Origin of the sequence: Polyangium sorediatum, assembly GCF_029946465.1 — a bacterium.
Taxonomy (GTDB): Bacteria; Myxococcota_A; Polyangia; order Polyangiales; family Polyangiaceae; genus Polyangium; species Polyangium fumosum.
Genome location: NZ_JARZHI010000030.1, coordinates 82,366 through 106,337 on the forward strand (window position 1 = coordinate 82,366; position 23,972 = coordinate 106,337).

22 protein-coding genes are annotated in these 23,972 nt (G+C 69.3%); 16 read left to right on the forward strand and 6 right to left on the reverse strand.

The genetic code is table 11. The annotated features are described in order from the left end of the window. The first annotated feature begins 224 nt into the window (after positions 1 to 224). From QHF89_RS28575 to QHF89_RS28595, 5 genes are all read left to right on the forward strand, one after another. Positions 225 to 827, forward strand: coding sequence for a hypothetical protein (locus tag QHF89_RS28575; protein ID WP_136968267.1), 603 nt, complete (start codon positions 225 to 227; stop codon positions 825 to 827). Positions 828 to 947: 120 nt separating this feature from the next. Next, entirely contained in the window at positions 948 to 1,676 is a 729-nt protein-coding gene (locus QHF89_RS28580; RefSeq protein ID WP_136968266.1) for a mechanosensitive ion channel family protein, read from the forward strand. Positions 1,677 to 2,150: 474 nt separating this feature from the next. After that, positions 2,151 to 2,687 carry a VOC family protein gene (locus QHF89_RS28585; protein ID WP_136968265.1) on the forward strand — a complete coding sequence of 179 codons (537 nt, stop codon included), beginning with the start codon at positions 2,151 to 2,153 and terminating at the stop codon, positions 2,685 to 2,687. Continuing rightward, on the forward strand, positions 2,687 to 3,379 hold the full coding sequence (locus tag QHF89_RS28590) for a polysaccharide deacetylase family protein (protein WP_284721044.1): 693 nt from the start codon (positions 2,687 to 2,689) through the stop codon (positions 3,377 to 3,379). The genes QHF89_RS28585 and QHF89_RS28590 overlap by 1 nt, the downstream gene beginning before the upstream one ends. A 10-nt stretch (positions 3,380 to 3,389) precedes the next feature. Next, positions 3,390 to 4,262, forward strand: coding sequence for a fumarylacetoacetate hydrolase family protein (locus tag QHF89_RS28595; protein ID WP_136968264.1), 873 nt, complete (start codon positions 3,390 to 3,392; stop codon positions 4,260 to 4,262). A gap of 29 nt (positions 4,263 to 4,291) precedes the next feature. On the opposite strand, the gene QHF89_RS28600 is transcribed toward QHF89_RS28595, so the two are convergent. Continuing rightward, positions 4,292 to 4,900 carry a hypothetical protein gene (locus QHF89_RS28600; protein WP_136968263.1) on the reverse strand — a complete coding sequence of 203 codons (609 nt, stop codon included), beginning with the start codon at positions 4,898 to 4,900 and terminating at the stop codon, positions 4,292 to 4,294. A gap of 561 nt (positions 4,901 to 5,461) precedes the next feature. Here QHF89_RS28600 and QHF89_RS28605 point away from each other — a divergent pair. Further along, on the forward strand, positions 5,462 to 6,346 hold the full coding sequence (locus tag QHF89_RS28605; protein ID WP_136968262.1) for a hypothetical protein: 885 nt from the start codon (positions 5,462 to 5,464) through the stop codon (positions 6,344 to 6,346). A gap of 96 nt (positions 6,347 to 6,442) precedes the next feature. On the opposite strand, the gene QHF89_RS28610 is transcribed toward QHF89_RS28605, so the two are convergent. After that, a complete protein-coding gene (locus tag QHF89_RS28610) occupies positions 6,443 to 7,021 on the reverse strand; it encodes a hypothetical protein (protein WP_284721045.1) in 579 nt (192 codons plus the stop codon). 231 nt (positions 7,022 to 7,252) lie between these two features. Between QHF89_RS28610 and QHF89_RS28615 the strand changes: the two genes are divergently transcribed. The 3 genes from QHF89_RS28615 to QHF89_RS28625 are packed head-to-tail and all read left to right on the forward strand — an operon-like array spanning position 7,253 to position 10,010. After that, on the forward strand, positions 7,253 to 8,194 hold the full coding sequence (locus tag QHF89_RS28615) for a hypothetical protein (RefSeq protein WP_136968260.1): 942 nt from the start codon (positions 7,253 to 7,255) through the stop codon (positions 8,192 to 8,194). Further along, the gene (locus tag QHF89_RS28620) at positions 8,191 to 9,351 is read left to right on the forward strand and encodes a beta propeller repeat protein (protein WP_136968259.1); all 1,161 of its coding nucleotides are present in this window, start codon (positions 8,191 to 8,193) and stop codon (positions 9,349 to 9,351) included. The genes QHF89_RS28615 and QHF89_RS28620 overlap by 4 nt, the downstream gene beginning before the upstream one ends. Positions 9,352 to 9,389: 38 nt before the next feature. After that, on the forward strand, positions 9,390 to 10,010 hold the full coding sequence (locus QHF89_RS28625; RefSeq protein ID WP_284721046.1) for a TetR/AcrR family transcriptional regulator: 621 nt from the start codon (positions 9,390 to 9,392) through the stop codon (positions 10,008 to 10,010). 18 nt (positions 10,011 to 10,028) lie between these two features. Here QHF89_RS28625 and QHF89_RS28630 read toward each other — a convergent pair whose 3' ends face one another. Next, the gene (locus QHF89_RS28630) at positions 10,029 to 10,547 is read right to left on the reverse strand and encodes a hypothetical protein (RefSeq protein ID WP_136968257.1); all 519 of its coding nucleotides are present in this window, start codon (positions 10,545 to 10,547) and stop codon (positions 10,029 to 10,031) included. Between the two features lie 157 nt (positions 10,548 to 10,704). Between QHF89_RS28630 and QHF89_RS28635 the strand changes: the two genes are divergently transcribed. Next, positions 10,705 to 11,208, forward strand: a complete 504-nt coding sequence (locus tag QHF89_RS28635; protein WP_136968256.1) for a GFA family protein — start codon at positions 10,705 to 10,707, stop codon at positions 11,206 to 11,208. On the opposite strand, the gene QHF89_RS28640 is transcribed toward QHF89_RS28635, so the two are convergent. Both QHF89_RS28640 and QHF89_RS28645 read right to left on the reverse strand, forming a co-directional pair. Next, entirely contained in the window at positions 11,165 to 12,199 is a 1,035-nt protein-coding gene (locus tag QHF89_RS28640; protein ID WP_136968255.1) for an ABC transporter ATP-binding protein, read from the reverse strand. The genes QHF89_RS28635 and QHF89_RS28640 overlap by 44 nt on opposite strands. Beyond that, a complete protein-coding gene (locus QHF89_RS28645; RefSeq protein WP_136968254.1) occupies positions 12,196 to 13,587 on the reverse strand; it encodes a sigma-54-dependent transcriptional regulator in 1,392 nt (463 codons plus the stop codon). The genes QHF89_RS28640 and QHF89_RS28645 overlap by 4 nt, the downstream gene beginning before the upstream one ends. Before the next feature lie 169 nt (positions 13,588 to 13,756). On the opposite strand from QHF89_RS28645, the gene QHF89_RS28650 reads away from it, so the two are divergent. From QHF89_RS28650 to QHF89_RS28665, 4 genes are all read left to right on the forward strand, one after another. Then, entirely contained in the window at positions 13,757 to 16,465 is a 2,709-nt protein-coding gene (locus QHF89_RS28650) for an OmpA family protein (protein ID WP_284721047.1), read from the forward strand. Between the two features lie 46 nt (positions 16,466 to 16,511). Next, on the forward strand, positions 16,512 to 17,174 hold the full coding sequence (locus QHF89_RS28655; RefSeq protein WP_136968251.1) for a hypothetical protein: 663 nt from the start codon (positions 16,512 to 16,514) through the stop codon (positions 17,172 to 17,174). Positions 17,175 to 17,258: 84 nt separating this feature from the next. Further along, positions 17,259 to 17,657: an STAS/SEC14 domain-containing protein gene (locus QHF89_RS28660; RefSeq protein WP_232379792.1), complete on the forward strand. Its 399-nt coding sequence runs from the start codon at positions 17,259 to 17,261 to the stop codon at positions 17,655 to 17,657. 12 nt (positions 17,658 to 17,669) lie between these two features. Next, entirely contained in the window at positions 17,670 to 18,674 is a 1,005-nt protein-coding gene (locus QHF89_RS28665) for a glycosyltransferase (RefSeq protein WP_136968250.1), read from the forward strand. Between the two features lie 10 nt (positions 18,675 to 18,684). Here the strand turns inward: QHF89_RS28665 and QHF89_RS28670 are convergent, their stop codons facing one another. Continuing rightward, a complete protein-coding gene (locus tag QHF89_RS28670) occupies positions 18,685 to 19,782 on the reverse strand; it encodes a SprT-like domain-containing protein (protein WP_284721048.1) in 1,098 nt (365 codons plus the stop codon). Positions 19,783 to 19,978: 196 nt separating this feature from the next. On the opposite strand from QHF89_RS28670, the gene QHF89_RS28675 reads away from it, so the two are divergent. Beyond that, the gene (locus QHF89_RS28675) at positions 19,979 to 21,940 is read left to right on the forward strand and encodes an LTA synthase family protein (RefSeq protein WP_136968249.1); all 1,962 of its coding nucleotides are present in this window, start codon (positions 19,979 to 19,981) and stop codon (positions 21,938 to 21,940) included. Positions 21,941 to 21,953: 13 nt separating this feature from the next. Further along, entirely contained in the window at positions 21,954 to 23,963 is a 2,010-nt protein-coding gene (locus tag QHF89_RS28680) for a sulfatase-like hydrolase/transferase (RefSeq protein ID WP_284721049.1), read from the forward strand. The last annotated feature ends 9 nt before the right edge of the window (positions 23,964 to 23,972 follow it).

Consider the following 23,972-nt stretch of genomic DNA (forward strand, 5'->3'; position numbering starts at 1 on the left):
GGCGCAAGCGATCCCGCTGGCGTTGGCTGTCGTCCCATGCGCACGCGCGAAAGCCCTGCGAACGAGGCCCGGGAGCGGCGCGGGCGGAAAGTGGCGCATGCCGCGCGATACCCCCTTGGCGGCCTCGCGGGCCTGGGATACGCAAAAAGTGCCCCCGTCCTTCCGTCGTCGAGACGGCGCCGCCGCCGCGGAGCGCGGCGACGAGGGGGTGCGTGAAGAGACGCATGAGCTCGAGAAGACCCTCGGATTCGGAGCACGACGGCGATCTCGTCGATCCCTCGTTCGGAGCGGGAGGGTCGCCCGAGCCGCCCCCCGTTCTCAGGCCCTCGGCCCCTCCGAACCAAGCGAACGTCCTCGTCGGCGGCGGCGAGCGCGAGGCGCGGGCCTACGTGGGCCCGACGGCGCTCCCCGCGGCGCACGTGCCGAACCCCGCGGAGACCGCAGGCAAGGTCGCCATCGCAAGCAGCGTCGACCCGCGGCGCATGCCCACCGTGCGCATCTCGGCAGGACGCGCCAAACCCCCGCTCGCCCCGGGCGAGCGCCCCGCGCCGCCCGAAGCGCTCGTGTCACCGTTCGGTCCGGCGAGCCCACGCCCGGCCCCGCCGTCCGCGCTCTTCGTGCCGCATTCGGCGCCGCACAGCGCGCCTTCGTCGGCGAAGATCTCCTCGCGCCCCGAGCCCGCAAGCAACCCGGCGACGGCGATCTGGATTCTCGCGGTCGTGCTGGCCGCGCTCATCGGCGCCGGCGCCGCGCTCTACATTCGCCGGAACATGCCGGCGAAAGAGCCGCCTCCGCCCGCGCCCGCGCCCGCCGCGCCGCACTCCTGACGACACGTCGATGCATGATGTTCCCGCGCGCGCCGGACGAACGGCGTGGAGCGCGCGGAGAACGAGGCCCCGTCGAGCCGGTCCGCGCATTGCATTGGCGCCCGGGTCGGAGGACCGAACATGGATCGGAGCACGTTTTGGCTCAGGGCTGCGTGGAACGATTTCCTCGCGTTTCTGCCGGATCTCCTCTGGGGTCTCGCCATCCTGGTGGTCGGCTATTTCATCGCGAGGCTGTTCGCCTCGATCACGAGGCCCCTCCTGCATCGGGTGGGCTTCGACCGGCTGGTCGACCGGCTGGGCATCGCGGTGCGAGCGGACCGAACGGAGCAAGGATCCCGCTGGGGCGCGTCGATCGTCTTCTGGGTGACGATGCTCATCGTGGTGATGTACGCGGCCGACGTGTGGCGGCTCGGCGCGGTGGCCGCGGGGATCGCGGCGATCATCGCGTACCTGCCGCACGTGCTGGCAGCGGCAGTGATCTTCGGCGCGGCGCTCCTGTTCGCGAACTGGGTACGCGCGCGGATGCTGGAGACGAACGGGGCAAGCGTGCCGGGCGAGGCGCCGACGACGTCACAACGTCCGCTCGTGGCCGGCGCGATCCGGGCGGGCATCCTGGCGCTCGGCGCGTTCATGGCGCTGCGGGAGCTGCAAATCGCCGAGGAGATCGTGACGCTCGCCTTCTCGCTGACGCTCGGGGCCATCGCGCTCGCCGCGGCGCTCGCCTTCGGTCTCGGCAGCCGTGACGTGGCCGGCCGCGTGGCACGTCGCTGGTACGAGGATCGGCTCGGCAAGCGGGCGACCATGAACGCATCGCCCGACGACGAACACCACATCATCACGCCTCCCTGAAGATGCGCCGCACCGGGGCGCCGCCCCGGTCCCCGCGGGGGGCTGTCCGCCCCCTCGACCCCGGACCAGCGAGGCGCTGGACCCAGGGTTGAAAAACTGCGCGGTGCGCAGTTTTTCAAACAGGCCGACGAAGAACCCAGGTCGCCAGCCGAACCCGCAGCGCGGCTGTCTTGGTCGGCAACGCCGTTGCCGGTCTTGACCGGGCCTGTTCGATGAGCTGCGCGGAGCGCAGTTCATCGATCCTGGGTCCAGCGCCTCGCTGGTCCGGGTGCAGGGGCGGACAGCCCCTGCTGGGGCCTGGGGCGAAGCCCCAGCAAAACGGCTTCGCGATGAGAGACCCATGCTCAGCCCTCGTGATCGCGGGCTGCTCGACGACGTCCGAGCGCGAGGGCTGTGTGGCCCCCCCTGGAAGAGACGAAACGGCTTGACCGCTGGAACGCCGAAAACCTAGCCTTTTGATAGGAAGGAGATGGCATGAGCGCACGACGGCCGGCCCGGCTGCATCACACGGCGTACGTCTCGAAGGACCTCGAAAAGACGCGCGCATTCTACGAGGAGATCATTGGGTTGCCTCTGGTCGCCACGTGGTGCGAGGCCGACGAGCTTTTTGGTGAGGTGCGGACCTATTGCCACTGTTTCTTTGGGCTCGAGGACGGGAGCGCGCTCGCGTTCTTCCAGTTCGCGAACAACCGCGATCAGAGCCTCTTTGGTCCGCCGATGCCCGCGTCGCCCTTTCACCACATCGCGTTATCGGTGGATGCCGAGACGCAGCGCGCGATCGAGTCGCGTATCGAGAAGGCGGGGTATCGCGCGCCGGATACGTATGTGCTCGAGCACGGGTACTGCCGGTCGGTCTACGTGAAAGACCCGAACGACATGATTGTCGAGCTCACGTGTGACGCCCCGAAGGCGATCGCGCCGGAGGTCGACGAGGCGCGGCGGAAGGACGCGCATCGCGAGCTCGCTCGCTGGCTTGCCGGCGACCACACGTCGAACAACACCTACCGGTGATGCCGGGCTTGAAGCGCGCGACGCTCACGTTCGACAACGGGCCCGACCCTGGGATCACGAAGGCGGTGCTCGACATCTTGCGTCGACGGAACGTCGGAGCGCATTTCTTCGTTCTCGGCAAGCATCTCGTCGCGCCCGAAGGCCGCGCGCTCGTCGCCCGCGCGGTCGCTGAAGGGCATTTCGTCGGCAATCACTCGTTCACCCACGAGATCCCGCTCGGCGACGATCCGCGGCCTGATGCCGTCGCGGCGGAGATCGCTGCGACCGACGTGCTGCTCGATCCGCTCGTCCCGGGCCCCAAGCGATTTCGACCGTTCGGCGGCGGAGGCCTCCTCGGGCCGCATCTGCTCAGCCGCGCCGCCGTCACCCACCTCGTCGAGCTGGGCTTTTCGTGCGTCCTCTGGACCTCCGTCCCGCGCGACTGGGTCGACCCGGAGGGATGGGCCGCGCGCGCGCTCGCGGATTGCCTGGCCCAGCCGCACGCGGTCGTCGTCTTGCACGACATCCCCGGCGCATGTCTGGCCGGGCTCGAAGGCTTCCTCGACGCGGCGGAGCGTGAGGGAATCGAATTCGTCACCGACCTTCCGGTCTCCGTCACGCCGATCCTGGAGGGCAAGATCGTCGGCGATCTCGACGCCCTCGTCGCCGCTGGTGCAGAGCATCGAACCAGCGCACCGTCCGATGCCCTTTAGGAGGTAGACCTTGAAGCTATCGTCGCTCCATGCGAACGAAACACCCTTTATCGGCGTACGCCGCGCGGACGGGATCGTCAACGTGAGTGCGGCCCTCCCGGGATTGCCGAGGGACGTGGGCGCGCTCCTCCGGTCGCCTGCCTATGACGCGCAAGCGCTCGCGGACGTCGTCGCACGAACGGCGGCGAGCGCGCTCCTCCGCGACGACGAGGTCCGGTTTCGCCCGGTCCTCCCGGCGCCGGGCAAGCTGCTTTGCCTCGGGCTCAATTATGTCGATCACGCGGCGGAGAATGCGGCTCGGCCGCCGGAGTACCCGGTCGTGTTCGGTCGGTATCCGACGAGCCTCGTGGGGCATGGGGAGCCGCTCGTGCGGCCCTCGGTGTCGACGCATTTCGACTACGAGGCCGAGCTCGTCGTCGTGATCGGAAAGACCTGCCGCAACGTTTCTCGCGCGCAGGCGCTCGATCACGTCGCTGGGTATACCTTGCTGAACGACGGCTCGATTCGTGACTATCAATTGCGCACGCACCAGTGGACGATCGGAAAAAACTTCGATGCCACCGGCGCGCTCGGCCCCGAGCTCGTCACGGCCGACGAGCTGCCGCTCGGCGCCAAGGGCCTCGTGCTTCGCGGCCTCCTCAACGGAAAGGTCATGCAGGAGGCGAACACCTCGGACATGATCTTCAGCGTCGCCGACGCCATTGCGATCCTATCCGAGGTGATGACGCTCGAAGCCGGCGACATGATCGCGACCGGCACGCCTGGGGGCGTAGGGTTCGTGCGTAATCCGCCGGTGTTCCTGAAGCCGGGAGACGTCTTCGAGGTCGAGGTCGAGCGCGTCGGGACGCTGCGCAATCACGTCATCGCCGAAGCAAGTCCCTGAACCCCGGCGCTACGCACCGGACCCCCTTCTCAGGGCTGCCAGCAATCCGCAGGGACCTTGCAGACGCCGGTCGCGCCATCGCAGCTCGCCTGCGCGAGCTGGAACTGCGCCGTGACCTCGGGGTCGTTGATCTGCGCTCGGCAATCCGGAGGGCGCGGCTCGTCGGCCATGCAGAGCGTGACCACGTCCCCTGCATCGCGGATCTCTCCCTTCCGCTCGGGTTTCTGGCACAGGCCGGCGGAGCACGTGTACGCGTCGTTCGGAAATTGCGGGCACTCGTCGTCCGTGTCGCACGCGACGAACCTGCACAGCGACGCATCGGTGAACCACGCGCCGCCGTCCAATCCGACGGCCGAGCAGATCGCGATGAACCTACCCCAGGCATACGAATAAAAAACCCTGCCGCGCTCGCCGCTGCCGCTGTCGCACTCCGCCGGCGGCGGCGCATCGAGGGGCTCGATCGCGCAGCCCTCGTTGTAAGAGCCATCTTCCGCGCACGTCCACGAGAACGTCGCGCCTGTCGTGTCCCGCACGACCTCGGGGTTGGAGTTCCCGCAGGAGATATTCAGTGCGGCGGAGAGAGCGACCAGCAGCCACACCCCCCTGGTCAGACCGTATTGAATCTCGCGTATCGACATGTTGCCGTCCATACGCATACGGCCGCATGTTGTGTCAAGTGTAAGCACGAATCCGCCTGCCGCCTGCTGCGTTGGGTGAGGTCCGACGCTCACGACGAGGCGTGACGCCGTCCCGACGCTCCACGCTTCTTTTCGCTCGGCCCACCGCCTCCTGCGCACCTTCCACCCGCCCCTGCGTCCCCCCGAATCGTGGAGGCGACGTCCACGCTCCTCCTTCGCCCACCTCCCCCGCCGCGCCGCGCCTCACAGCCCGCGACGCGCCGCCCCTCACCCGCCCGCAAAACGCCGCCGGTCCCCGATCCCCGCCCGAACCCCCGCCGCGTGCGCTCGACGAACCGAAGTCCCCTCCTTCATGCCCCGCGTCGCCCCTCGACGAAAGCCAGTTCGGCGCCCACCGCCCACCGCCGACCCTCGACCGCAGCCAGTCGGCCGCACGGATCCCCCCCGCGTCGCGCACCACGCCCCTCCAGCCACCCCCCATCCCGCGTCGACCCTCGACGCAGCTTCTCCGCCCCGTTTTTGTGTTGCTCCCTGCGGAACAGCCGCGTTAGCGTGCCAACCATGGCTGGAATCATCACGCTCGTCGTACGAACGGGCATTTTCACGCTTTATGAAGAGTTTTTTCACACACGCGGGCGCCTCCTCTCGCACCCACTCACGACGTCGCTCGTGCCCGAGCTCGACGCCTTCCGCCCCAAGCTCGACGCCTCCTTGACGGAGGAGCTCGCGCTGATCGGCGAGCGCTTCGCGGCGAACGCCGCCGTCGAGATCGTGGACGACGACCTCGATCGATTGACCGACGCCATCGCCGCCCTGACGCTCATCGAATCGAAGAACGACCGCGGCGCCCTGCCGTATGCCCATTACTTCGGGAGTCAGAGGCCCAGCGAGCTCAAACGCCCCATCCTCGGCGGGCAGCTCGATACCATGCGCCACTGGCCCCCTTCCCTTCAGGCGGCGTCGAGCCAGCAACTCCAGACGATCGGCGCCGCGCTCGCGGACCTCGTCGAGCGCGCCGATCAAAAGACCACGACGCAGGCGGCCGTGAGCCAGAAGATCGCCGATTTCCGCACCATCGGCTCACGCAAGCAGCTCGTCGACGAGTTCAATGCCCTGCGAAAATCGCTCCACGGCAAGCTCGGCGAAATTCAGCACAAGACGCCCGAGCTCGGGACCGGATGGGCCGATTCTTTCTTCCGTCCGGGATCGAGCGCGGAGCGGCTCACCGTGAAAGAGCTCGACCGGCGTATCGCGGCGGCCGAGGTGGAGCTCCTCGCCATGAAGAAGCAACGCGACGAGAAGGTCGCGCAGGAGGAGGCCGTCGCGCGCGCCAGGGCCGACGCGGAGAAGACGCAAAAAAAGGCGGAGCTCCAGGCCGCCAAGAAGGCCGCCGCGGAGCTCGCCGCGCGTGTGGCAGAGCTGGAGGATGCGGTGGGCGAGAGCTGAGACGCCGATCCTCACCAAACCGGCATCCGAGACCCCTCTCGCCCCCGTGGCGGGAGGGACCCCATCGGCCGGGGAGGACGCACCGGCAACACCCTCTCAGGGCTGCCGGCAATCCGCAGGGACCGTGCAGACGCCGGTCGCGTCATCGCAGCTCGCGAGCGCGCGAGCGACCTCCGCCGCTACCTCGGGGACGGCGACCTGCGCTCGGCAATGCGAGGGGCGCGGCGCGTCGGCCATGCAGAGCATGATCACGTCCTTCCCGGTGATCCCTCTCGTCGGCTCGACATTCTGGCACAGACCGGCGGAGCACGCGAACGCGGCGTTCAGAACTTGCGGGCACTCGTCGTCCGCGTCGCACGCGACGGGCCTGCATAGCGGCGTGTTGGTGAACCACCCGCCGCTGTCCAATTCGACGGCCGAGCAAATCTCGATGAAGTTATCCAGACTATAAGCATAAAAAACCCTGCTGCCGTCGCACTGCGCCGGCCGTGGCGCATCGAGGGGCTCTATCGCGCATGGCTCGTCGTCCGAGCACGTCCACGAGAACGTCGCGCCTGTCGTGTCCCGCACGACCTCGGAGTTGGAGTTCCCGCAGGAGATGCTCAACGCGGCGGAGAGAGCGACCAGCAGCCACACCGCCCTGGTCAGACCGTATCGAATCTTGCGCATCGACATGTTGTCGTCCATACGACACACAGCCAGATGCAGCGTCAAGTGTGAGCACGATACGCCCGCCGCCCCCCGCGCGCCAAAGGCCCTCGACGCTGGCCCGTCGGCCGCCCGGATCCCCCCCGCGTCGCGCACCACGCCCCTCCAGCCGCCCGAGCGCCTGCGTCGAGGCTCGACACAGGTTTCCGCTCCGTTTTGTGTTGCTCCCTTCGGAACAGCCGCGTTAGCGTGCCAACCGTGGCTGGTATCGTCACGCTCGTCGCACGGACGGGCATTTTCACGCTCGCCGCGCTCCTCTGCGCGCTCTCGGCCTGCGCGAACGTTCCGCGGATCAACACCTCTCCGGATACGCCGACCCTCACCGAGCCGAAAAGAACCCTCGTGCTCGGCGAGGTTGCACGCGGGGATACGAGCTCGCCCGACCATAGCGGCGGCTCGACCTGCAAGAACGGCGGGCGCACGGGCCAGGATCTCGATCACCTCTACGGCTTCGAGGTGCGCGAGACGGCGAGCTACCGCTTCGAATTCGTCCCCGAGACGTTCGAGGGCGTGATCCAGATCCAGCAAAAGGACAAAGCAGGGCCGGGTCATTTCGGGATCGGCTGCAAAGCCGCGCGGGCGGGCGGAAAGGCGACGCTGTCGATTCCGCTCGAACCTGGTGCCTACTGGGTTATCGTCGATGGAAACCTCTGGGACGAGGCGGGGACGTATACGCTCCGCGTCGATCGCGACACCTCGAACACCGCGGTGATCCGCCCCGAGGAGCCCGCCCTCGTCGCGCCGCTCTGCGCGAATGCGCCGCTCGTCCGCCCGGGCGAACGCTCGTACGGAACGTTCGAATCGCAGCCGGGAGGCGCGCGCGCCTCGTGTGGCCTCGCCGGGGGCGGCTCCGTGCATCGGCTCTCCCTCGCCGCGCCGACGCGCATTCGTCTGCGCGCGGCGGCGCATTTTCAGCCGGCGCTGGAGATCCGGAGCGCTTGTCATGGGAAACCGGTCGCCTGCGCGCGCGCGGACGCCGGGCACTACGAGGTCGAGGTCACGGCCGACCTGCCGGCGGGAGACCATTTCGTGGTGCTGGATTCGCCGCAGCTCGGCGAGCGGAACCGAAACGGCAGCCAGCTCGACAAGGCCCGGCTCGTCGGGGCCTACGTGATCGACGCCGAGGAGGTGAGGCCATGACGACGACACGCGCGCTCGTGCTCGCGAGCCTGTTCGGGCTTCCGGCGTGCGGCCCCTCGTACGTGCCCGCGAGCTTCGAGGATCGATGTGGTCCGCCGCCCGGCGTGGCCCACCCCCTCCCGTCGCTGGGCTACGATACCAAACCCTTCGAGATCCGGCATTTGCCGGAGACCGACTTCGGGGGACGACGTCCGGGCTACCTCTATCGATTCGAGCGGGAGGACAGCGGCACGACGGAGTCGCTGCGCGCCGTCCACATGATTCACGGAGGGCGCATCCTCGTCGTGGGCGACCGCGGGACGGTGCTCACGCGGGACGCGAAGACAGGCTGGCAAAAGGAGGACCCGGGCACGACGGAGAACCTTTATGCCCTCGTCGCCTCGCCTCATGAGAAGGACGGGACGGTCATCACGGAGGAGCTCCGGAAAAACAAGCCCTACATCGCGGTGGGCTCGAACGGGGCCGCCGTCGCCCGGGGGCTCGACGGGGTTTGGCGGGCCGAATCCACGGGGACCTCGGCCGATCTCTTTGCGTTGCTCCACCTCGGCGCCTCGACCGTGGCCGTCGGCGCGGGCGGCGTGATGGTGGAGCGATCGCGCGAGGGGGTTTGGCGGACCGTCAAGACGCGGACGACCGCGGATCTTTATGGCCTCGGGAGCTGCGGGGCGTACGTGTGCGCCGTGGGCGCGGGCGGGACCCTGGTGCAATGCGCCTCCCGGGATGGCGAGCGCGTATGCATTCCGCGCGCGCCGGCGCAGGCGACGTTGCGCGTCGTCACCGAGGCGGGGAACGTCATGGGGGACGGGATCTGGCTCAAGTACGTGCAGCCGAACCAGACCGAGCCGACGCCGCCGCCCTCGTACGCGCCCTGGCCCGCGGGCAATGCGGTCCTGTCGGGCGAAGAGATTCGCGCCGCGGAGGTCAACCACTGGGGCGGGATCAGCGAAATGCTGGCCGTGGGACGTCGGAGCACGATCTGGTTTCTGGGGCACGGGCTCCCGGAGAAGAGCCCCCTCGAACGGGTAAAATTGCCCTTCGAGGTGGATTTCCACGATGTCGCGTACGAGCTCACGGACGGGTTTCTCGTGGGCGCTCGGGGGACGATCGTGCACCTCGCGATCGAGGGATTCACGCCGCCGCACATTTGCCTGCTCTGAACGGGAAATCGGCCGCGGGTATGCTACCGCGCACATCGATGGTGCGCCCCAAGGATGCTTGCTCCGAGGAGACCTGGAACCGGATCGTCGCCGCCGCGCGACAGGAGCTGATGGAATCGGACGAGTGCGAGGTCGACGTGTCGGTCCGGCAGGTCGCGACGCGTGCGGGCGTGAGCCTGGGAACGATTCACTACTACTTTCCGACCAAGGAGAGCCTGCTGGAGGCGTGCCTCGACGCCTATTATGCGCGGTTCGGCGCGTTGGTCGTCGAGCTCGCGCCGCTCACCACCCAACCGGACGCACGTTTCGGGATCGAGCAGGCGGCGCGGCGGATCTACGGATTCGCGGTCTCGGAGCGGCACAGCCTCAAGCTACGCGCGCGGCTCAACGTCCATCGCGGGCAACTCGAACCCCAGCGGGCCCAGCACGTGCGCGGCCCCATGCTCGACGCGTTCGCGTCGCTGCTCGGGAACATGGGCGGCCTCGGCGCCACCGAGGCGCGGCTGACGATCCAGACGATGACCGGCCTCATCATGCACCTCGCGCTGCTCGCGGACGCGGACCTCGAGCAAATCGCGGGCGTGGGAGGCGAAGCCGGGCGACGGATCGTGGAAGATCACGTCGCCCGGGTCGCATTGCGGCTGCTGTTCCCGAGCTGAGCCTGCGCGCGTGGGCGCTCAATCCGCGCAGACGACCGAGGTCTTGCGCGGGCTGGTGACGTCGCAGCTCGCGAGCCCGCCGGTCGTTCCGGCGCAGATGCCGGCGCTCATCGCGTCCGGTTCGAGACAGTCGCACCATTGCTGGTCGCTCGTCGGAGGCGTACACCCGCTGGGAATGGGCCGGCACTCGGTCTGCCGCGGCTCCGGGCCGGCGCGAAGGATACAATACGTGTCGGGGGCGCAGGTCTGCCGACCGTCGCAATCGAACGCCGTGGCCGTGGTCGCATCCCACTGATCTTGAATGCAGAGGCGGTTTCCGACGACCGCGCCGCCTTCCTTGCAGGTCACCCAGCGGTCGTCGCCGGAGTACCCGACACACATCGACTGGCCGCAGGCCATCTCTTGCGTGTCCTCGTTGATCGTCACCGTGCAGGTGCAGTCGCCGGAGCCATCCGGGCCGCCATCCGAATCATCCCCACAGGCGAGCAGGCCCGAGGCGACCGAGAGAAGGACGAGCGATCGAAGCCAAAAGTGCATGTTTCCTCCAGGAAGGCCGCGAGCCTAGCGCGGCCTTCTGCGTGCGCCGCACCGTGAATCGGACGGTGTCCGACCCCGACGCCGCCGCCAAAACCACGACGTGCGCTCGTCTTGACTGCCAGGCAAACCTGCCACATATCCGCGACCGGGAGGCGAGATGAACGATTGGAAATTGCCCTGGGAAGGCGGATGTCGTTGTGGTCAGGTCCGGCTCCAGATCACGGCCCCGCCGATGGTCACGGTGGCCTGCCACTGTAGCGGCTGTCAGCGGATGAGTGGCAGCGCCTTTTCGCTCAGCATTCTGCTTCCGAGCGACGGCTTTCAGGTGACGCAGGGCGAGCCCGTGATCGGCGCGCTGCACGGCCCGACGCGCCATTTCTATTGCCCGCATTGCAAGAGCTGGATGTTCAACCGGCCCCCCGGCATGGATGCGTTCGTCATCGTCCGCGCGACGATGCTCGACGATCCGAGCTGGTTCTGGCCCTTCCTCGAGACGAGCACCCGGGAAAAGCTGCCCTGGGCGAGCACACCCGCCGTGCACAGCTTCGAGGCGTTCCCGGATCCCGCGGACTATGGACCGTTGATGAAAGAATTCGCAGAGCGATTCCGGGAGGGATTCAATCCTCGCGGGAAAGCCCCTGCGAGAGCGCCCGGCGCATGAAGAGGTCCTCGAGCGTCTCGCGCCGCGGGACGACCTCGAGGACCTGCGCGCCGCCGTCGAGCGCCGCCCGCAGCACGTCGCCGACCTGCTTCTCGCCCTCGATCTCCACGACCACCACGTCCGCGCGCGTCCGCACGCCGTGTCCTTGCTGCTCGAACGATCGGCAGAGCGCCACGCTCGCGCCGGCGAGCGTCACGTCGGTCCGAAGCACGTCGCCGCGCAGGAGCTTGCGGAGCGCGCCGCGCACGACGACCCGGCCCTCGCGCAGGATGGCCACACGGTCACACATCGCCTCGACGTCGCTCAGGATGTGCGTCGAGAAGAAGATGGTTCGGCCCGCGGCGCGCTCTTCGAGGATGAGGTCACGTACTTCCTTGCGCCCCACCGGATCGAGGCCGCTCATCGGCTCGTCGAGCACGAGCAGCTCCGGATCCGAGACGAGCGCCGCCGCGAGCCCCGTCCGCTGGAGCATGCCCTTCGAGAGGCGGCGCACCGGCCGGTCGGCCGCATACGCGATGCCCACCTTCGCGAGCATCGCCTGCGTGCGCGACGCGAGCGCGGCGCCCGCGAGGCCCGAGAGGCGGCCGCAGAGCGTGATGAACTCGCGCGGGGTCAGGTACGGGTAGACGTAGGGGTTCTCGGGCAGAAACCCGATCCGGCGCCGCGCCTCCGCGCTCGGGACACGCGCGCCGAAGAGGAACGCCTCGCCGCCCGTGGGCTTGATGAGGCCCGTCAGCATCTTGATCGTCGTGGTCTTGCCCGCGCCGTTCGGCCCGAGGAAGCCGAAGATCTCGCCGCGCCGGACGTCGAAGTCGACGCCCTTCACCGCCTCGACGCGCCGGCCGAAGAAGCCCACGCGGAAGGTCTTTTTCAGGCCCCGCACCTCGATCAACGTCTCGCCCGCGGCCGCGCTCTCGCTCGCCGCGCCGCTGTCCGCCCCGCCGCCGCTGTCCGCGCCGCCGCCCGCGTCGATCGCCCCGGCCTCGCTCATGCGCCTTCCTCACCGCCCTCCCGGCGCGCGCCGGGCACGGTGCTCGTGTACTCGTGGAGCTTGTACTGGATCTTGCGCGGGCTGATGCCGAGGATCGTCGCGGCCTTCGAGGTGGATCCCTTGCACGCTTCCAGGGTCCGGAGGATCGCGTACTTCTCCAGATCGTAGATCGTGCTGCCCGGGATCGGCGGGATCACGCCCTCGCCGGCGCCCACGTCGAGCGACGCCGGCAGGTGGCGCCGCTCGACGCGCGGGCCTTCGCAGAGCACCACGGCGCGCTCGACCGCGTTTTCGAGCTCGCGCACGTTGCCGGGCCAGGCGTACGCCGCGAGGGCCGCGAGGGCGTCGTCGGTGAACCCCTCGATGCGCTTGCCGTTCTCCTCGGCGTAGCGGCCAAGGAAGAAGGCCGCGAGCTCGGGGATGTCGCTCGCGCGCGCGCGGAGCGGCGGGATCTCCAGCGTGACGACGTTGAGCCGGTAGTAGAGATCCTCGCGGAAATGGCCCTCCGTGATGCGCTGCCGGAGGTCCTTGTTCGTCGCAGCGATGATGCGCACGTCGACCTTCAAGGTCTCGTTGCCGCCGACGCGTTCGATCGTGCGCTCCTGCAAGAAGCGCAGGAGCTTGACCTGCGTGGCGAGCGGGATCTCGCTGACCTCGTCGAGGAACAAGGTGCCGCCGCTGGCCTGCTCGAAGCGGCCCTCGCGCCGGCCGACGGCGCCCGTGAACGCGCCTTTTTCGTGGCCGAAGAGCTCGCTCTCGAGGAGCGACTCGCTGAGCGCCGCGCAGTTGAGCCGCACGAGCGGCGCCTTCGCGCGCGGGCTGCCGCGGTGGATCATCTCGGCGACGAGCTCCTTGCCCGTGCCCGTCTCGCCGACAATGAGCACGCTGGCGCGGCTCGGCGCGACCTGCTCCACGAGCCGGAGCAGCTTGACCATGCTCGGGTGCGAGGCGATCACGTGCCCGAAGGCGTTGCGCTCGCGGAGCTTCTGCCGGAGGCGCGAGTTCTCCTGGAGCAGGCGCGCTTGCTCGACCGCGCGCTCGACGACGACCTCGAGGACCTGAAAGTCGAGCGGCTTCGTGAGGTAGTTGTAGGCGCCCTTTTTGACGGCCTCGACCGCGTTCGAGATGGTGCCGAACGCGGTCATCACCACGAACGTCGCCGTCGTACGCGACTCCTGCGCCTTCTCCATGAGGCCGATCCCGTCGAGGCCCGGCATCTTGAGGTCGGTCAGGACGACGTCGGGCGCGAACTCTTCGAGCTTGCCGAGCGCCTTGAAGCCGTCGGCCGCCGTCTCGGTCGTGTACCCCTCTTCACGCAGGATCTCGGCGAGCGCAGCCCGCGCGTTGGCCTCGTCGTCGACGATCAGGATTCGGCCGCGGGAACCCATGCTGGCCCCTTCCTAGCACGGGGTTCTTCCCGCGGGTGGGCCGGATCCGTACGGGGACACAACCGGATAGTTTCTGCTTTCTCATGGGAATGATACAACCGCCCGCGCAGCGAGGACGGTCCACTCCCGTGGGGGGAGAGACCCCTCCCCTGCTGCCTTTCGAGGGTCGATGCGTACGCTTGAGAACGCCTCCTTTGCCGAGACGCGGCGGTTCGTCGCGCTCACCGCGCTTCCCATGGCCTTCTGCCTCCTGGTCACCGCGGACGCGGAGGCGCAGCAGCCGTTCGGCCCGCAGCCGCCGCCAGGGCAGTTCCAGCCGCAACCGGGGCAGTTCCAGCCGCAACCAGGACAGTTCCAGCCGCCGCCTGGTCAGTTCCAGCCGCCGCCGCCAGGACAGTTCCAGCCCCCTCCAGGACAGTTCCAGCCGCAGCCAGGACAGTTCCAGCCGCAGCCAGGACAGCTACCTCCGGCTCCAGGACAGCTACCTCCTGCTCCAGGACAGCAGGGCGCGACCCCGCCCGAGCAGCCGCCCGCAAACGAGACGGCCGTGGAGCCGCCGAAGGTCGACGAGCTCGAGGAGCGCGCGCGGACGCTCCTCGAGCAGCCGAACTCGTTCGGCTCGACCGGCCTCTTGCGCACGTCGTACGCCGGCTCGGGCGCGGCCGGGACGTTCCGCGTCTCGTTCCTCAGCGACTTCTTCTCGACCTCGAACTTCCTCTGCGATCCGAACCTGTCGACGGCAACCGGGCAGCGGATCACCTGCACGCGTGACAACCTCGCGGACGCGTCGAGCCACGTCGGCGCGTTCTTCGCGCTCAGCGCGACGCCGTTCTCGTTCCTCGAAGCGTTCGCGGCGATCCGCACGTACGCGAACTCGAACGATCAAGGCAAGCCGCAGCTCCTGCAGGTCCTCGGCGACACGAACTTCGGCCTGAAGTTGTTCACGCCGTCGCGCGTCGGCTCGTACTTCTCGTTCGGCGCCGAGGCGCAGCTCATGCTGCTGAACGGCACGGGCAGCGTGGGCGTCTCGGGCGCGGGCACGAGCGCGTTCTTCCGCGCCCTCGCGAGCGCCGATTTCCGCAAGCCCGGCGGGCAAGGCTTCCCGCTGCGCGTGAACGTGAACCTCGGCTACAAGGTCGACAACTCCGGCCAGCTCGTGCGCGAGGTGGAGGAGGGGCGCGCGCTCGAATACCGCGACGGCCGCGATCGGCAGCCGATCTCGCGCATCGAGCGCTTCGGCCTCGGGATCAACCGCGTCGACTTCTTCACGCCGTGGATCGGCGTGGAGCTGCCCTTCCGGTACGCGCAGCCCTACGTCGAGTACACGGTCGACGTCCCCGTGAACCGGCAAGGCTACGAGTGTCATACGGGCCGCGTGTCGCGCGGCGACGTGTGCCTCGGGCTCGCCGATTTCGGCGCGGATGATCCGCAGGCCGCCGGCGGCCCCGGCTACGCAGGGTTGCCCTCGCGCCTCACGATCGGCACACGCGTGACGCCGTTCAGCAAGGCGTTCCGTGGGCTCTCGGGGCACGCGGCCGTGGACATCGGCCTCTCGGCGACCTCGGTGTTCGTCGAGGAGATCGCGCCGCAAGCGCCGTGGACCGTCTACCTCGGGCTCGCGTACGCGTACGACACGAAGGAGATCCCGCCGCCGCCGCCGCCTCCGCCGCCGCCGCCCCCGCCGCCTCCGCCGGAGCCGGTGATCCTGCCGGCGCCGCAGTCGTTCGTCCGCGGCACGGTGCACGAGACGAACAAGCCCGAGGCCGTGATCCCCGACGCGATCGTGTCCATCGAGGGGAACCAGGATCCGCCGTTCGCGACGAGCGCCGGCGGCACGTTCCTCACGCGTCACCTGGAGCCGGGGACGTACACGTTCTCGGTGCGCGCGCCGGGCTACAAGCCGACGACGTGCCAGGCGACCGTGGTCGCGCCGCCGCCGCCCACGCTGCCGAAGGCGGAGGCGCCCGCGCAACCGACGCCGCCAGCGCAGCCCACGCCGGGGCAGTTCAACCCGCAGGGGCAGTTCGGCGTGCAGGGCCAGTTCGGCGCGCAGCCGGGGCAATTCGGCGCGCAAGGTCAGTTCGGCGCGCCGGGACAGTTCTCGCCGCCGGCGCCCTTTGGTCAGCCCGGCGCAGCGCCGCCGCCGCCCGCGGCGCCGGCCCCCGCGACGCCTCCGCCGCAACAAGGGCCGACGATCGTGGACGTCGACTGCGCGCTCGAAGCGCTGCCGAAGATCGGCGCGATCTCGGCGGTCGTGCGTGACGCCGAGACGGGGGATGCGATCCCGGCGGCGGTCGTGCGGATCGTCGACGCGACGGGCAAGGAGCGCACGGCGACGGCCGACGGCAAGGGCGCGGTGTCGTTCCGTGATCTGCCCCTGGGCGCGACGAAGATCCGCGCCGAGGCCGCGGGCTTCATGAACCACGTGAGCGACGCGGACGTGCGCTTGAACGACGAGGCGAAGGTCTCGCTCGCGATGAACAAGCGCCCGGCCGCGCGGGCCGCGAGCGTCAAGGTGCAGGGCAACGAGATCAAGATCTCGCGGCAGGTGCACTTCGAGAGCGACTCGGCGAAGATCCTCGGCGACTCGAACACGCTGCTCGAGGAGATCGCGGACGTCCTGCAGCAGAACCCGAAGATCCGGCGCATGGAGATCCAGGGCCACACGGACAACACGGGCACGCGCGAGCGCAACCAGACGCTCAGCGAGCAGCGCGCCCAGGCCGTGCGGACGTGGCTCGTCTCGGCCGGCGTCGACGCCTCGCGCCTCGTGGCGAAGGGCTACGGGCAGGACAAGCCGCTCGGGCCGAACGTGACGAGCGCGCAGCGCGCGAAGAACCGCCGCGTGCAGCTCATCATCCTCGAGAGGGACAAATAACATCCTGCGCCACGGCCTCGCGCTCCTGCGCGCCTTCGCGCTCGTCGTGCTCTCCGCATGCACGAGCGCGCAGGCGCCCTCGGAGCCTCCCAAAAAGGAAGTCGTAGCCCCCCCAGCGAGCGCCGCCGCGCCCGCGCCGCCCGCCCCTGCGCCCCTCGTCGCGGACGGCGGCGCGGCGGACGCGGAGGCGCCGTCTGCGGATGCTTCGTCGACGGCCGAGCTCTCGGACGCGGGGAGCGACGCGGCCGAGGTCGCGGCGCCGTACGTGGCGAACAACAAGGTCCTGCCGCCGGAGAGCAGCGAGGAGCTGCAGAAGCGCGCGGCCGCGCTCTTCGACGCGATCGTGAACGATGATCCGGCGCGCGGGGAGTCGTTCTGGTTCCCGAAGGAGCCCTTCGTTTCGCTGAAGGACGTGAAGGGCCCCGACAAGTATTGGGACCAGCTTCACCGGACCTACGCGCGCGACATCCACGCCCTGCACAAGAAGCGCAAGTCCTGGGAAGGCGCGACGTTCGAGGCCTTCGAGCTCGGCTCCAAGCCGAAGTGGGTGCCGCCCGGCGACGAGGGCAACAAGATCGGCTACTACCGCACCTTCCGCGGAAAGCTCCGCTACCGGATCGGCGAAAAGACGGAGTCGATCGAGGTGCGCGTGATCATCTCGTGGCAAGGCCGCTGGTTCATCACGCACCTGAGCAAGTTCAAGAAGTAGCGAGCCGCGCGGCGAGGTCGCGCGGCACGTTCTCGACGAGCGGGGGAGCGTGGTATGGTCGCGCTTACTCCCGGAGCTCCGCGCATGTTCCAGATCAAGCTCGACAAGCTGAACACGGCGATCGAGTTCTCGATGGAAGGGCTCGTGCAGGTCGACGAGATGAAGCAGTTCGTCGTGGAGCTGCGCCGCTCGGCCGTCACGATGACCGGCCCCGAACTCAAGATCTTCGCGGATCTGCGGAAGTTCCGGCCCGCGTCGCCCGACGTGGTCGAGGTGGTGCGCGACGTGCAGGAGTTCGCGAAGACCATGGGCGTGCGGCGCATGGCGACCGTGCTCGAGAGCGAGGTGCTCGCGCTGCACATGAGCCGCCTCGCCCGCGAGACGGGCGCAGATAAGTTCATCCGCCGCTTCACGGACGAGCAAGAGGCGCGCGAGTGGCTCGCGACCGGCGAGTCGTTGCGGAAGAGCCGCAGGCTGCCATAGCTCCGCCTTTCCGTGTCGCCGCTCGTCTCCGTCCTGATCCCCTACCGCAACGCAGAGAGCACGCTGGAAGAGGCGCTCGCGGGCATCCTCGCCGAGCGGGAGGTGCCGATCGAGGTCCTCGTCGTCGACGACGGCTCGACGGACGGCGGCCCGGCGATCGTGGCGCGTAGGGCCGCGGAGGATCCGCGCGTCGTGCCGCTGCGAACCGGCGGCGTGGGGATCGCGCGCGCGCTCGCCTGCGCACATGCGGCCTCGCGCGCGCCCTTCCTCGCGCGCATGGACGCGGACGACGTCTCGCTCCCGGAGAGGCTTCGATGGCAGGTCGACGCGCTTCGCAAGGACGAGCGTCTCGGCGTCGTGGGGACACGCGTCGAGCCCTTCCCGGCCGAGGCCGTCGGCGAGGGGCTCGCGCGGTACGTGGCGTGGCAAAACGCGATCGTCACGCCGGAAGATCACGACCGCGAGATCTTCGTCGAGGCGCCGCTCTGCCACCCTTCCGTGATGCTGCGGCGTGAGGCGTTCGAGGCCGTGGGCGCATTCCGCGACGTGCACTGGCCCGAGGACTACGACCTCTGGCTCCGGCTCCACGCCGCAGGCTACGGGCTCGCGAAGGTGGATCGAACGCTGCTGCGCTGGCGTCACCATCCCGGCCGCGCGACGTTCCGCGACGGTCGTTACGCGATCGTGCGCTTCATCGAAGCGAAGGCGCACTACCTCGCGCCGCGGCTCGCGCGAGACGCACGCGCGTTCGTCGTGTGGGGCGCGGGGCCGACGGGGCGCAAGCTCGCGCGTGCGCTCGCGGCCGAGGGCGCGAAGGCCACGGCGTTCGTGGACATCGATCCGAGGAAGATCGGCCGCACGGCGTACGGAGCGCCGATCGTCCCGCCTGCGACGCTCGATCCCGCGCGGCACTTCGTGCTCGTGGCCGTGGGCGCGCGCGGAGCGCGGGACATCATCCGAAAGGATCTCGCCGCGCTCGGGTTCGTCGAGCGTCGCGATTTTTTCTGCTGCTCCTGACGAGCCTCGCTCAGGACTTCCCTGGCAGAAGGCGAATCCCGCCGCTGGGCCCCTGCCCCACCGGCTTGTGCAGCACGATGCGCCGGCCGGCCGCGCGTCCCTCGGCGTGCGCCTCGCTGCGGGGCCCGCCCGCGTATTTCACGTGCTGGATGCGCGGATGCCGCTGCCGGTAGTAGCGTCCGAGGTCCGCGTCCTTCACCCACACGAGCCCGTCGCTCGTGTTGATCTCGCGTTGCGCCCCGAGCTTCTCGTCGAACCCCGCCATCACGCCCGCCACGAAGGTGCGCCGATCGCGGTTGCCGCCGAGCGCCTTCGCCTTCCTGTGCGCGGTCCAGAGCTGCTCGGCCGTGCGCGTCAGGAACGCGTGCACGTAGCTCGCCATCTCCAGGTTCGCGTGCGTGCCGCAGATCTCCAGCACGCTCCCGCGCTTGCCTTCGAGGGGCCGGTAGACCGGTACCCAGATGACGTCCACGAAGAAGTGCTTGCCGAGGATCGACGCGAGCCGCCGCTCGGCCTCGGTCACGCGGCCCGTGGGCTTGCCGAGGTGGCGGAAGCCGTAGCCTCGCGCTTGCCGCTCCGCGACGCTGTCGATGTTGTACTTCAGCATCAAGCGCTGGGCGGCGTTCATCGCGGCCTGCGCCTCGTTGACGTTCGCGCTCTCCGCGAGGGCGAGCAGCTTCGCGATCCGCTCGAGCACACGCGCCTCGCCCGGGTCCTCGCCTCGCGCGTCGGGCAGCCCCGAGGCGTGGGCGTCGATCCCGAGCCGCTGGCAGACCCCGCGGAAGGCTGGGCCATGCGCTTGCTCGCTCGTCTGACCGAGCACCTCGTGCACGTACTGATGCGCCATCTCGTGCTTCAGCACCTCGACCACGATCCCCCACGGTCGCTCGATCACGAGCCGCCGGCCGATCTCGATGCAGCGCGTCTCCCGGTGCCAGCGACCAAGGTAACGCTCCGCGTCGCCGAGCTCGATCGTCGGGATCTTCAACGCGCGCCGGAAGTACGAGGCGTTGAGGTCCTGGTAGGTCGAGCGCAGCTCGCGCAGGAGCGCCGTCTCGAGCTCCAGGGTGAGGCGCGCGTGTTCCGTGGGCTCGGTGTTCGTCGACATGGGCTGACTCCGGACGGCCCTTCGGCCGGGGCGGAGCATAAATCGAACCGTCCGGAGGAGCATGGCCCCCTGCCCTCGTGGCCGCCTGCTCCCGTGGCCGGGGCAACGCGAGGCCCCGGTCCTCCAGCACGGTCGTTGCAATCACGTCACCCATTCGTCGCGGGGACGTGATTTGGGCTAGGATGGGGCGCGCAGCGTGTCCGCGACGAACTACCCCCTCGACCCCAGCGCGGAAGGCACGCGGACGAGCGATCCCGCCTCCCTCGCGCCGAAGAGCCAGAAGCTCCGGCGCCTGGCCCGGGCGCGGCGCCGCCTCGCCTGGCTCGTGCTCCTCGCTCCGGCCGTCCTCGTGCTCGCCGTCGACATCGGCATCCGCGGCGGGAGGCTGCTCGATCTGCGCGGCAAGCACGTCGTGAGTTACGCAGGCGCGATCCTCGAGAGCGCGGTCCTGTGGGGCCTTTTGCTCTACTCCGCGTCCTCGCGGCGCGGCGCCGTCCGCTGGGTCTCGGCCTCGCTCTTCGTGCTGCTCGCGACGGTCACGCTCGGCGTCCAGATCTACTTCCAGCGCTGCTACTCGACGTACGTGAACCTCGACGCGTTGCTCTTCGCGACGTCGTTCTCGGAGAGCGTCATGGGGCACCTGCGCGCGGACGGCGGGAACCTCGTCTCGGCCGTCGCGCCGCCGCTCGTCTGCGCCGCGGCGCTGGTCGTCGCGGCGCGCAGGTTCGTGCGGCCGCGGCAGACGCGGAGCGGACGCGCGGCGCGGATCCTCGCGCCGATCGCGATCTTCTTCGGCTTCGTGATCCCCTGCTCGTACCGCACCGTGCAGGCGTCGACGCCGGACGTGATCTACCTCCACGCGATGGGCGGCGTGATCAAGCAGATCACCGGGCTCCGGCCGCCCGAGCACGTCCGCCCCGGGGTTCGCACGCCGCCCACGCTCCCCCGCGCCACGGCGATCCCGAGCGGCGCGCGCGTGACGCGGCCGAACGTGCTCTTCGTCATCACCGAGAGCGTGCGCGCCGACGCGCACTGCATCGCGCCGACCGATGACTGCCCCTTCTCGCCGGCGACGAACGCCGCGGCGAGGAAGCGCTTCCCGCTGCTCCAGATGCGATCGAACGCCTCGACCACCGCGATCTCGCTCGCGGTGCTCTGGTCGGGCCTGCCGCCGACGTCCTCGCGCGAGGACCTGCACGGCCATCCGCTCCTCTTCGACTACGCGAACGCGGCCGGGTACGACACGGCGTACTGGACCAGCCACCACATGATGTTCGCGAACTCGCGCCTCTACGTGCAGGACCTGCCGACCTCGCACCAGACCGGCGCGACCGATCTCGATCCGCTCGCGGACATGGATCTCGGCGCGCGCGATGAGCTGCTCACCGAGCGCATCCGCAAGGACATCCGCGAGATGCGCGAGCCGTTTTTCGCGGTCGCCCACTACGGCAACACGCACATCCCCTACCGCATCGACGCCGAGCACGCCCCGTTCCAGCCCGCGATGGACAGCAAGGCGCCCGAGGACAACGAGGCGTACCGCAACTACTACCTCGACGCGGTCCACCTGCAGGATCGGACGATCGGCGAGATGCTGCGGTTCGTCCGGGAGCAGCCGTTCGGCGAGCGCACGATCGTGGTGTTCACGTCGGACCACGGCGAGTCGTTCCGCGAGCACGGGCAGCTCGGGCACACGGGCGCGGTGCTCGACGAGGAGATCCACGTGCCGGGCTGGATCGACGCGCCCGAGGGCACGCTCACCGAGGCCGAGGCGGCCGCGCTCGCGTCGCACCGCGAATCGATCGTGTTCCACACGGATCTCACGCCGACGATCCTCGACATGCTCGGCCTGGAGCACGAGGCGGGCTTCTCGCGCTGGTACGGCGCGATGATCGGCAAGAGCCTGCTCGGCCCGATCGAACGGACGGAGCCGGTGCCGCTCACGAACTGCTCGGGCGTGTGGGGCTGCGCGTTCCGCAACTGGGGCATGATGCGGGGGAACTTGAAGCTCGAAGCCCGGGAGTGGGACACGGCGTGGCATTGCTACGACGTGCTCGCGGATCCGAAGGAGCGGAACGATCTCGGCGCGGCGGCGTGCGGGGACATGGCCGCGCGCGCGGAGGCCCTGCACGGAGGGCTGCCGGGCCTCGTGAAATGAACGAATCAAAGACGTGACGGACGTGACCGAAGGAAGCCCTGGGCCCGCCGCGACCACGGCGACGGCGGCGACGACGAAGCCCGGCAAGCGCAAGGCGAAGAAACAGCTCGGACCCGCGGGGCAGCGGCGCAAGCAGCGAAGGCGGCGGCGCAGGTGGATCGGGTTCCTCGCGCTGCTCACGCCGATGCTCTGGGTGCTCGCCACGGACCTCCTGCGCCGGCACGATCACCTGCTGCGGCTCGATCGGTGGCATCGGCTCGGCTACCTCGCGGGGCTCTGCGAGAGCTTCGTCTTCTGGGCCGTCTTGCTCTACGTGGCGTCACGCGCCCGCGGGGTCTTCCGCGTCGCCGTGGGCGGGCTCTTCGTCCTGCTCTTCTCGGTCGCGCTCGGCGTCGAGGGCGCGTTCCACAGGCAGTGGAACACGTACCTCACGCTCGACGGGCAGATCCATTCGAAGTCGGTCGCGCACTCGCTCTACGGCTACCTCCCGCTCGCCCGCCCGAGCCTGCTCTTCGAGGTCGTGCTCGCGATCGCGGCCTCGATCGGCATACTCGTCTTCGCGCGGAGGTTCGTACGACCGCGTCGGATCCCGCGGCTCGTCGCGCCGATCTTCGTCCCGGCCGTGCTCGTCCTCGCGGTGAAGACGCCCGTCAGTTACCGCGTCGTCATGTCGTCGCCGCCGGATCTCCTCTACTTCCACGGCGTCACGGCGACGGTGAAGGAGAACCTCGACCTCACGAACGACTCGCCCGATCTACGCGTCGAGCGCCGGCGCCCCGAGCCCGTGCCGAAGCTCTCCGCGAAGCCGAAGCGGCCGCGCAACGTGCTGCTCGTGCTGCAAGAGAGCCAGCGCGCCGACGTGTCCTGCGTCGCCTACGACCCTGCCGGCGACTGCGCGACGCCCTTCTCGAACGAGGCCGTGCCGGACCGCATGCCCCTCCACGAGATGCACGCGCACGACTCGACGACGGCGATCTCCATCTCGAACATCTGGTCCGGCGTGCGCCCGACCGAGCCACGCGCCGTCTTGCATTCGGTGCCGCTGCTCTGGGAGTACGCGGCCGCGGCGGGCTGGGACACGGCGTACTGGACGAGCCAGAACCTCATCTTCGGCAACGCGCGGCTCTACGTGCAAGACATCCCCGCGAGCCATTTCGCGGTCGCGACGCACCTCGACACGATGGCGGATCTCGACGCGGGCGCGTACGACGCGCTGCTCACCGAGCGCGTGATCGAGGAGTTCGGCGAGCTCGAGGAGCCCTTCTTCGCCGTCGTGCACTACTCGAACGTGCACTACCCCTACGTCTACGATGAGAAACATGCGCCGTTCCAGCCGGCGGTCTTCAAGAACGCGCCCGAGCTCAACGACCAGTTCCTGAACTACTACAAGAACGTCGTGTACCTGTCGGACATGGCCGTGGGCAAGCTGCTCCGGCACGTGCGCGAGACCGACAAAGGCGCGCGCACGGTCGTCGTGTACACGTCCGATCACGGCGAGTCGTTCCGCGAGCACTGGCAGATGGGGCACACGAGCTCGCTCTACGAGGAGGAGATCCGCGTGCCGACGTGGATCGACGCGCCCGCGGGCACGCTCGCGCCGGAGGAAGAGGCGAGCATCCGCGCGGCCGAGCACGCGTACGTCTACCACCTCGACCTCGCGCCCACGTTCCTCGATCTCCTCGGCGTATGGGACGATCCTGCGCTCGTGCCCTTCCGGCGCCGCATGATCGGCCACCCGCTCACGCGGCCCGAGCGGACGATCGAGCCCGTGCCGCTCACGAACTGCACGGGCGTGTGGGAGTGCTCGTTCCGCAACTGGGGCGCGATGCAGGGGCCGCTCAAGGTGCAGGCACGCGAGTGGGACGCCGAGTACCACTGCTTCGATCTGCGCACCGATCCCGACGAAGAGAAGAACCTCGGCGAGGCCGCGTGTGGATCGCTCCCGCTCTTCGCGCGCTCGCTCTACCATGTGATGCCGAACGTCACCCCGCCCGGTCGCCCCAAGGTCAACTGGGGCAAATGAACCGCGGCC

Bases quoted from the DNA above. Each gene is read 5' to 3' on its own strand.
- QHF89_RS28635 (WP_136968256.1), top strand. From the start codon at position 10,705: ATGAACGATTGGAAATTGCCCTGGGAAGGCGGATGTCGTTGTGGTCAG.
- QHF89_RS28610 (WP_284721045.1), bottom strand. From the start codon at position 7,021: ATGTCGATGCGCAAGATTCGATACGGTCTGACCAGGGCGGTGTGGCTG.
- QHF89_RS28660 (WP_232379792.1), top strand. From the start codon at position 17,259: ATGTTCCAGATCAAGCTCGACAAGCTGAACACGGCGATCGAGTTCTCG.
- QHF89_RS28670 (WP_284721048.1), bottom strand. From the start codon at position 19,782: ATGTCGACGAACACCGAGCCCACGGAACACGCGCGCCTCACCCTGGAG.
- QHF89_RS28620 (WP_136968259.1), top strand. From the start codon at position 8,191: ATGACGACGACACGCGCGCTCGTGCTCGCGAGCCTGTTCGGGCTTCCG.
- QHF89_RS28590 (WP_284721044.1), top strand. From the start codon at position 2,687: ATGCCGGGCTTGAAGCGCGCGACGCTCACGTTCGACAACGGGCCCGAC.
- QHF89_RS28645 (WP_136968254.1), bottom strand. From the start codon at position 13,587: ATGGGTTCCCGCGGCCGAATCCTGATCGTCGACGACGAGGCCAACGCG.
- QHF89_RS28580 (WP_136968266.1), top strand. From the start codon at position 948: ATGGATCGGAGCACGTTTTGGCTCAGGGCTGCGTGGAACGATTTCCTC.
- QHF89_RS28650 (WP_284721047.1), top strand. From the start codon at position 13,757: ATGCGTACGCTTGAGAACGCCTCCTTTGCCGAGACGCGGCGGTTCGTC.
- QHF89_RS28585 (WP_136968265.1), top strand. From the start codon at position 2,151: ATGAGCGCACGACGGCCGGCCCGGCTGCATCACACGGCGTACGTCTCG.
- QHF89_RS28600 (WP_136968263.1), bottom strand. From the start codon at position 4,900: ATGTCGATACGCGAGATTCAATACGGTCTGACCAGGGGGGTGTGGCTG.
- QHF89_RS28625 (WP_284721046.1), top strand. From the start codon at position 9,390: ATGGTGCGCCCCAAGGATGCTTGCTCCGAGGAGACCTGGAACCGGATC.
- QHF89_RS28605 (WP_136968262.1), top strand. From the start codon at position 5,462: ATGGCTGGAATCATCACGCTCGTCGTACGAACGGGCATTTTCACGCTT.
- QHF89_RS28630 (WP_136968257.1), bottom strand. From the start codon at position 10,547: ATGCACTTTTGGCTTCGATCGCTCGTCCTTCTCTCGGTCGCCTCGGGC.
- QHF89_RS28575 (WP_136968267.1), top strand. From the start codon at position 225: ATGAGCTCGAGAAGACCCTCGGATTCGGAGCACGACGGCGATCTCGTC.
- QHF89_RS28640 (WP_136968255.1), bottom strand. From the start codon at position 12,199: ATGAGCGAGGCCGGGGCGATCGACGCGGGCGGCGGCGCGGACAGCGGC.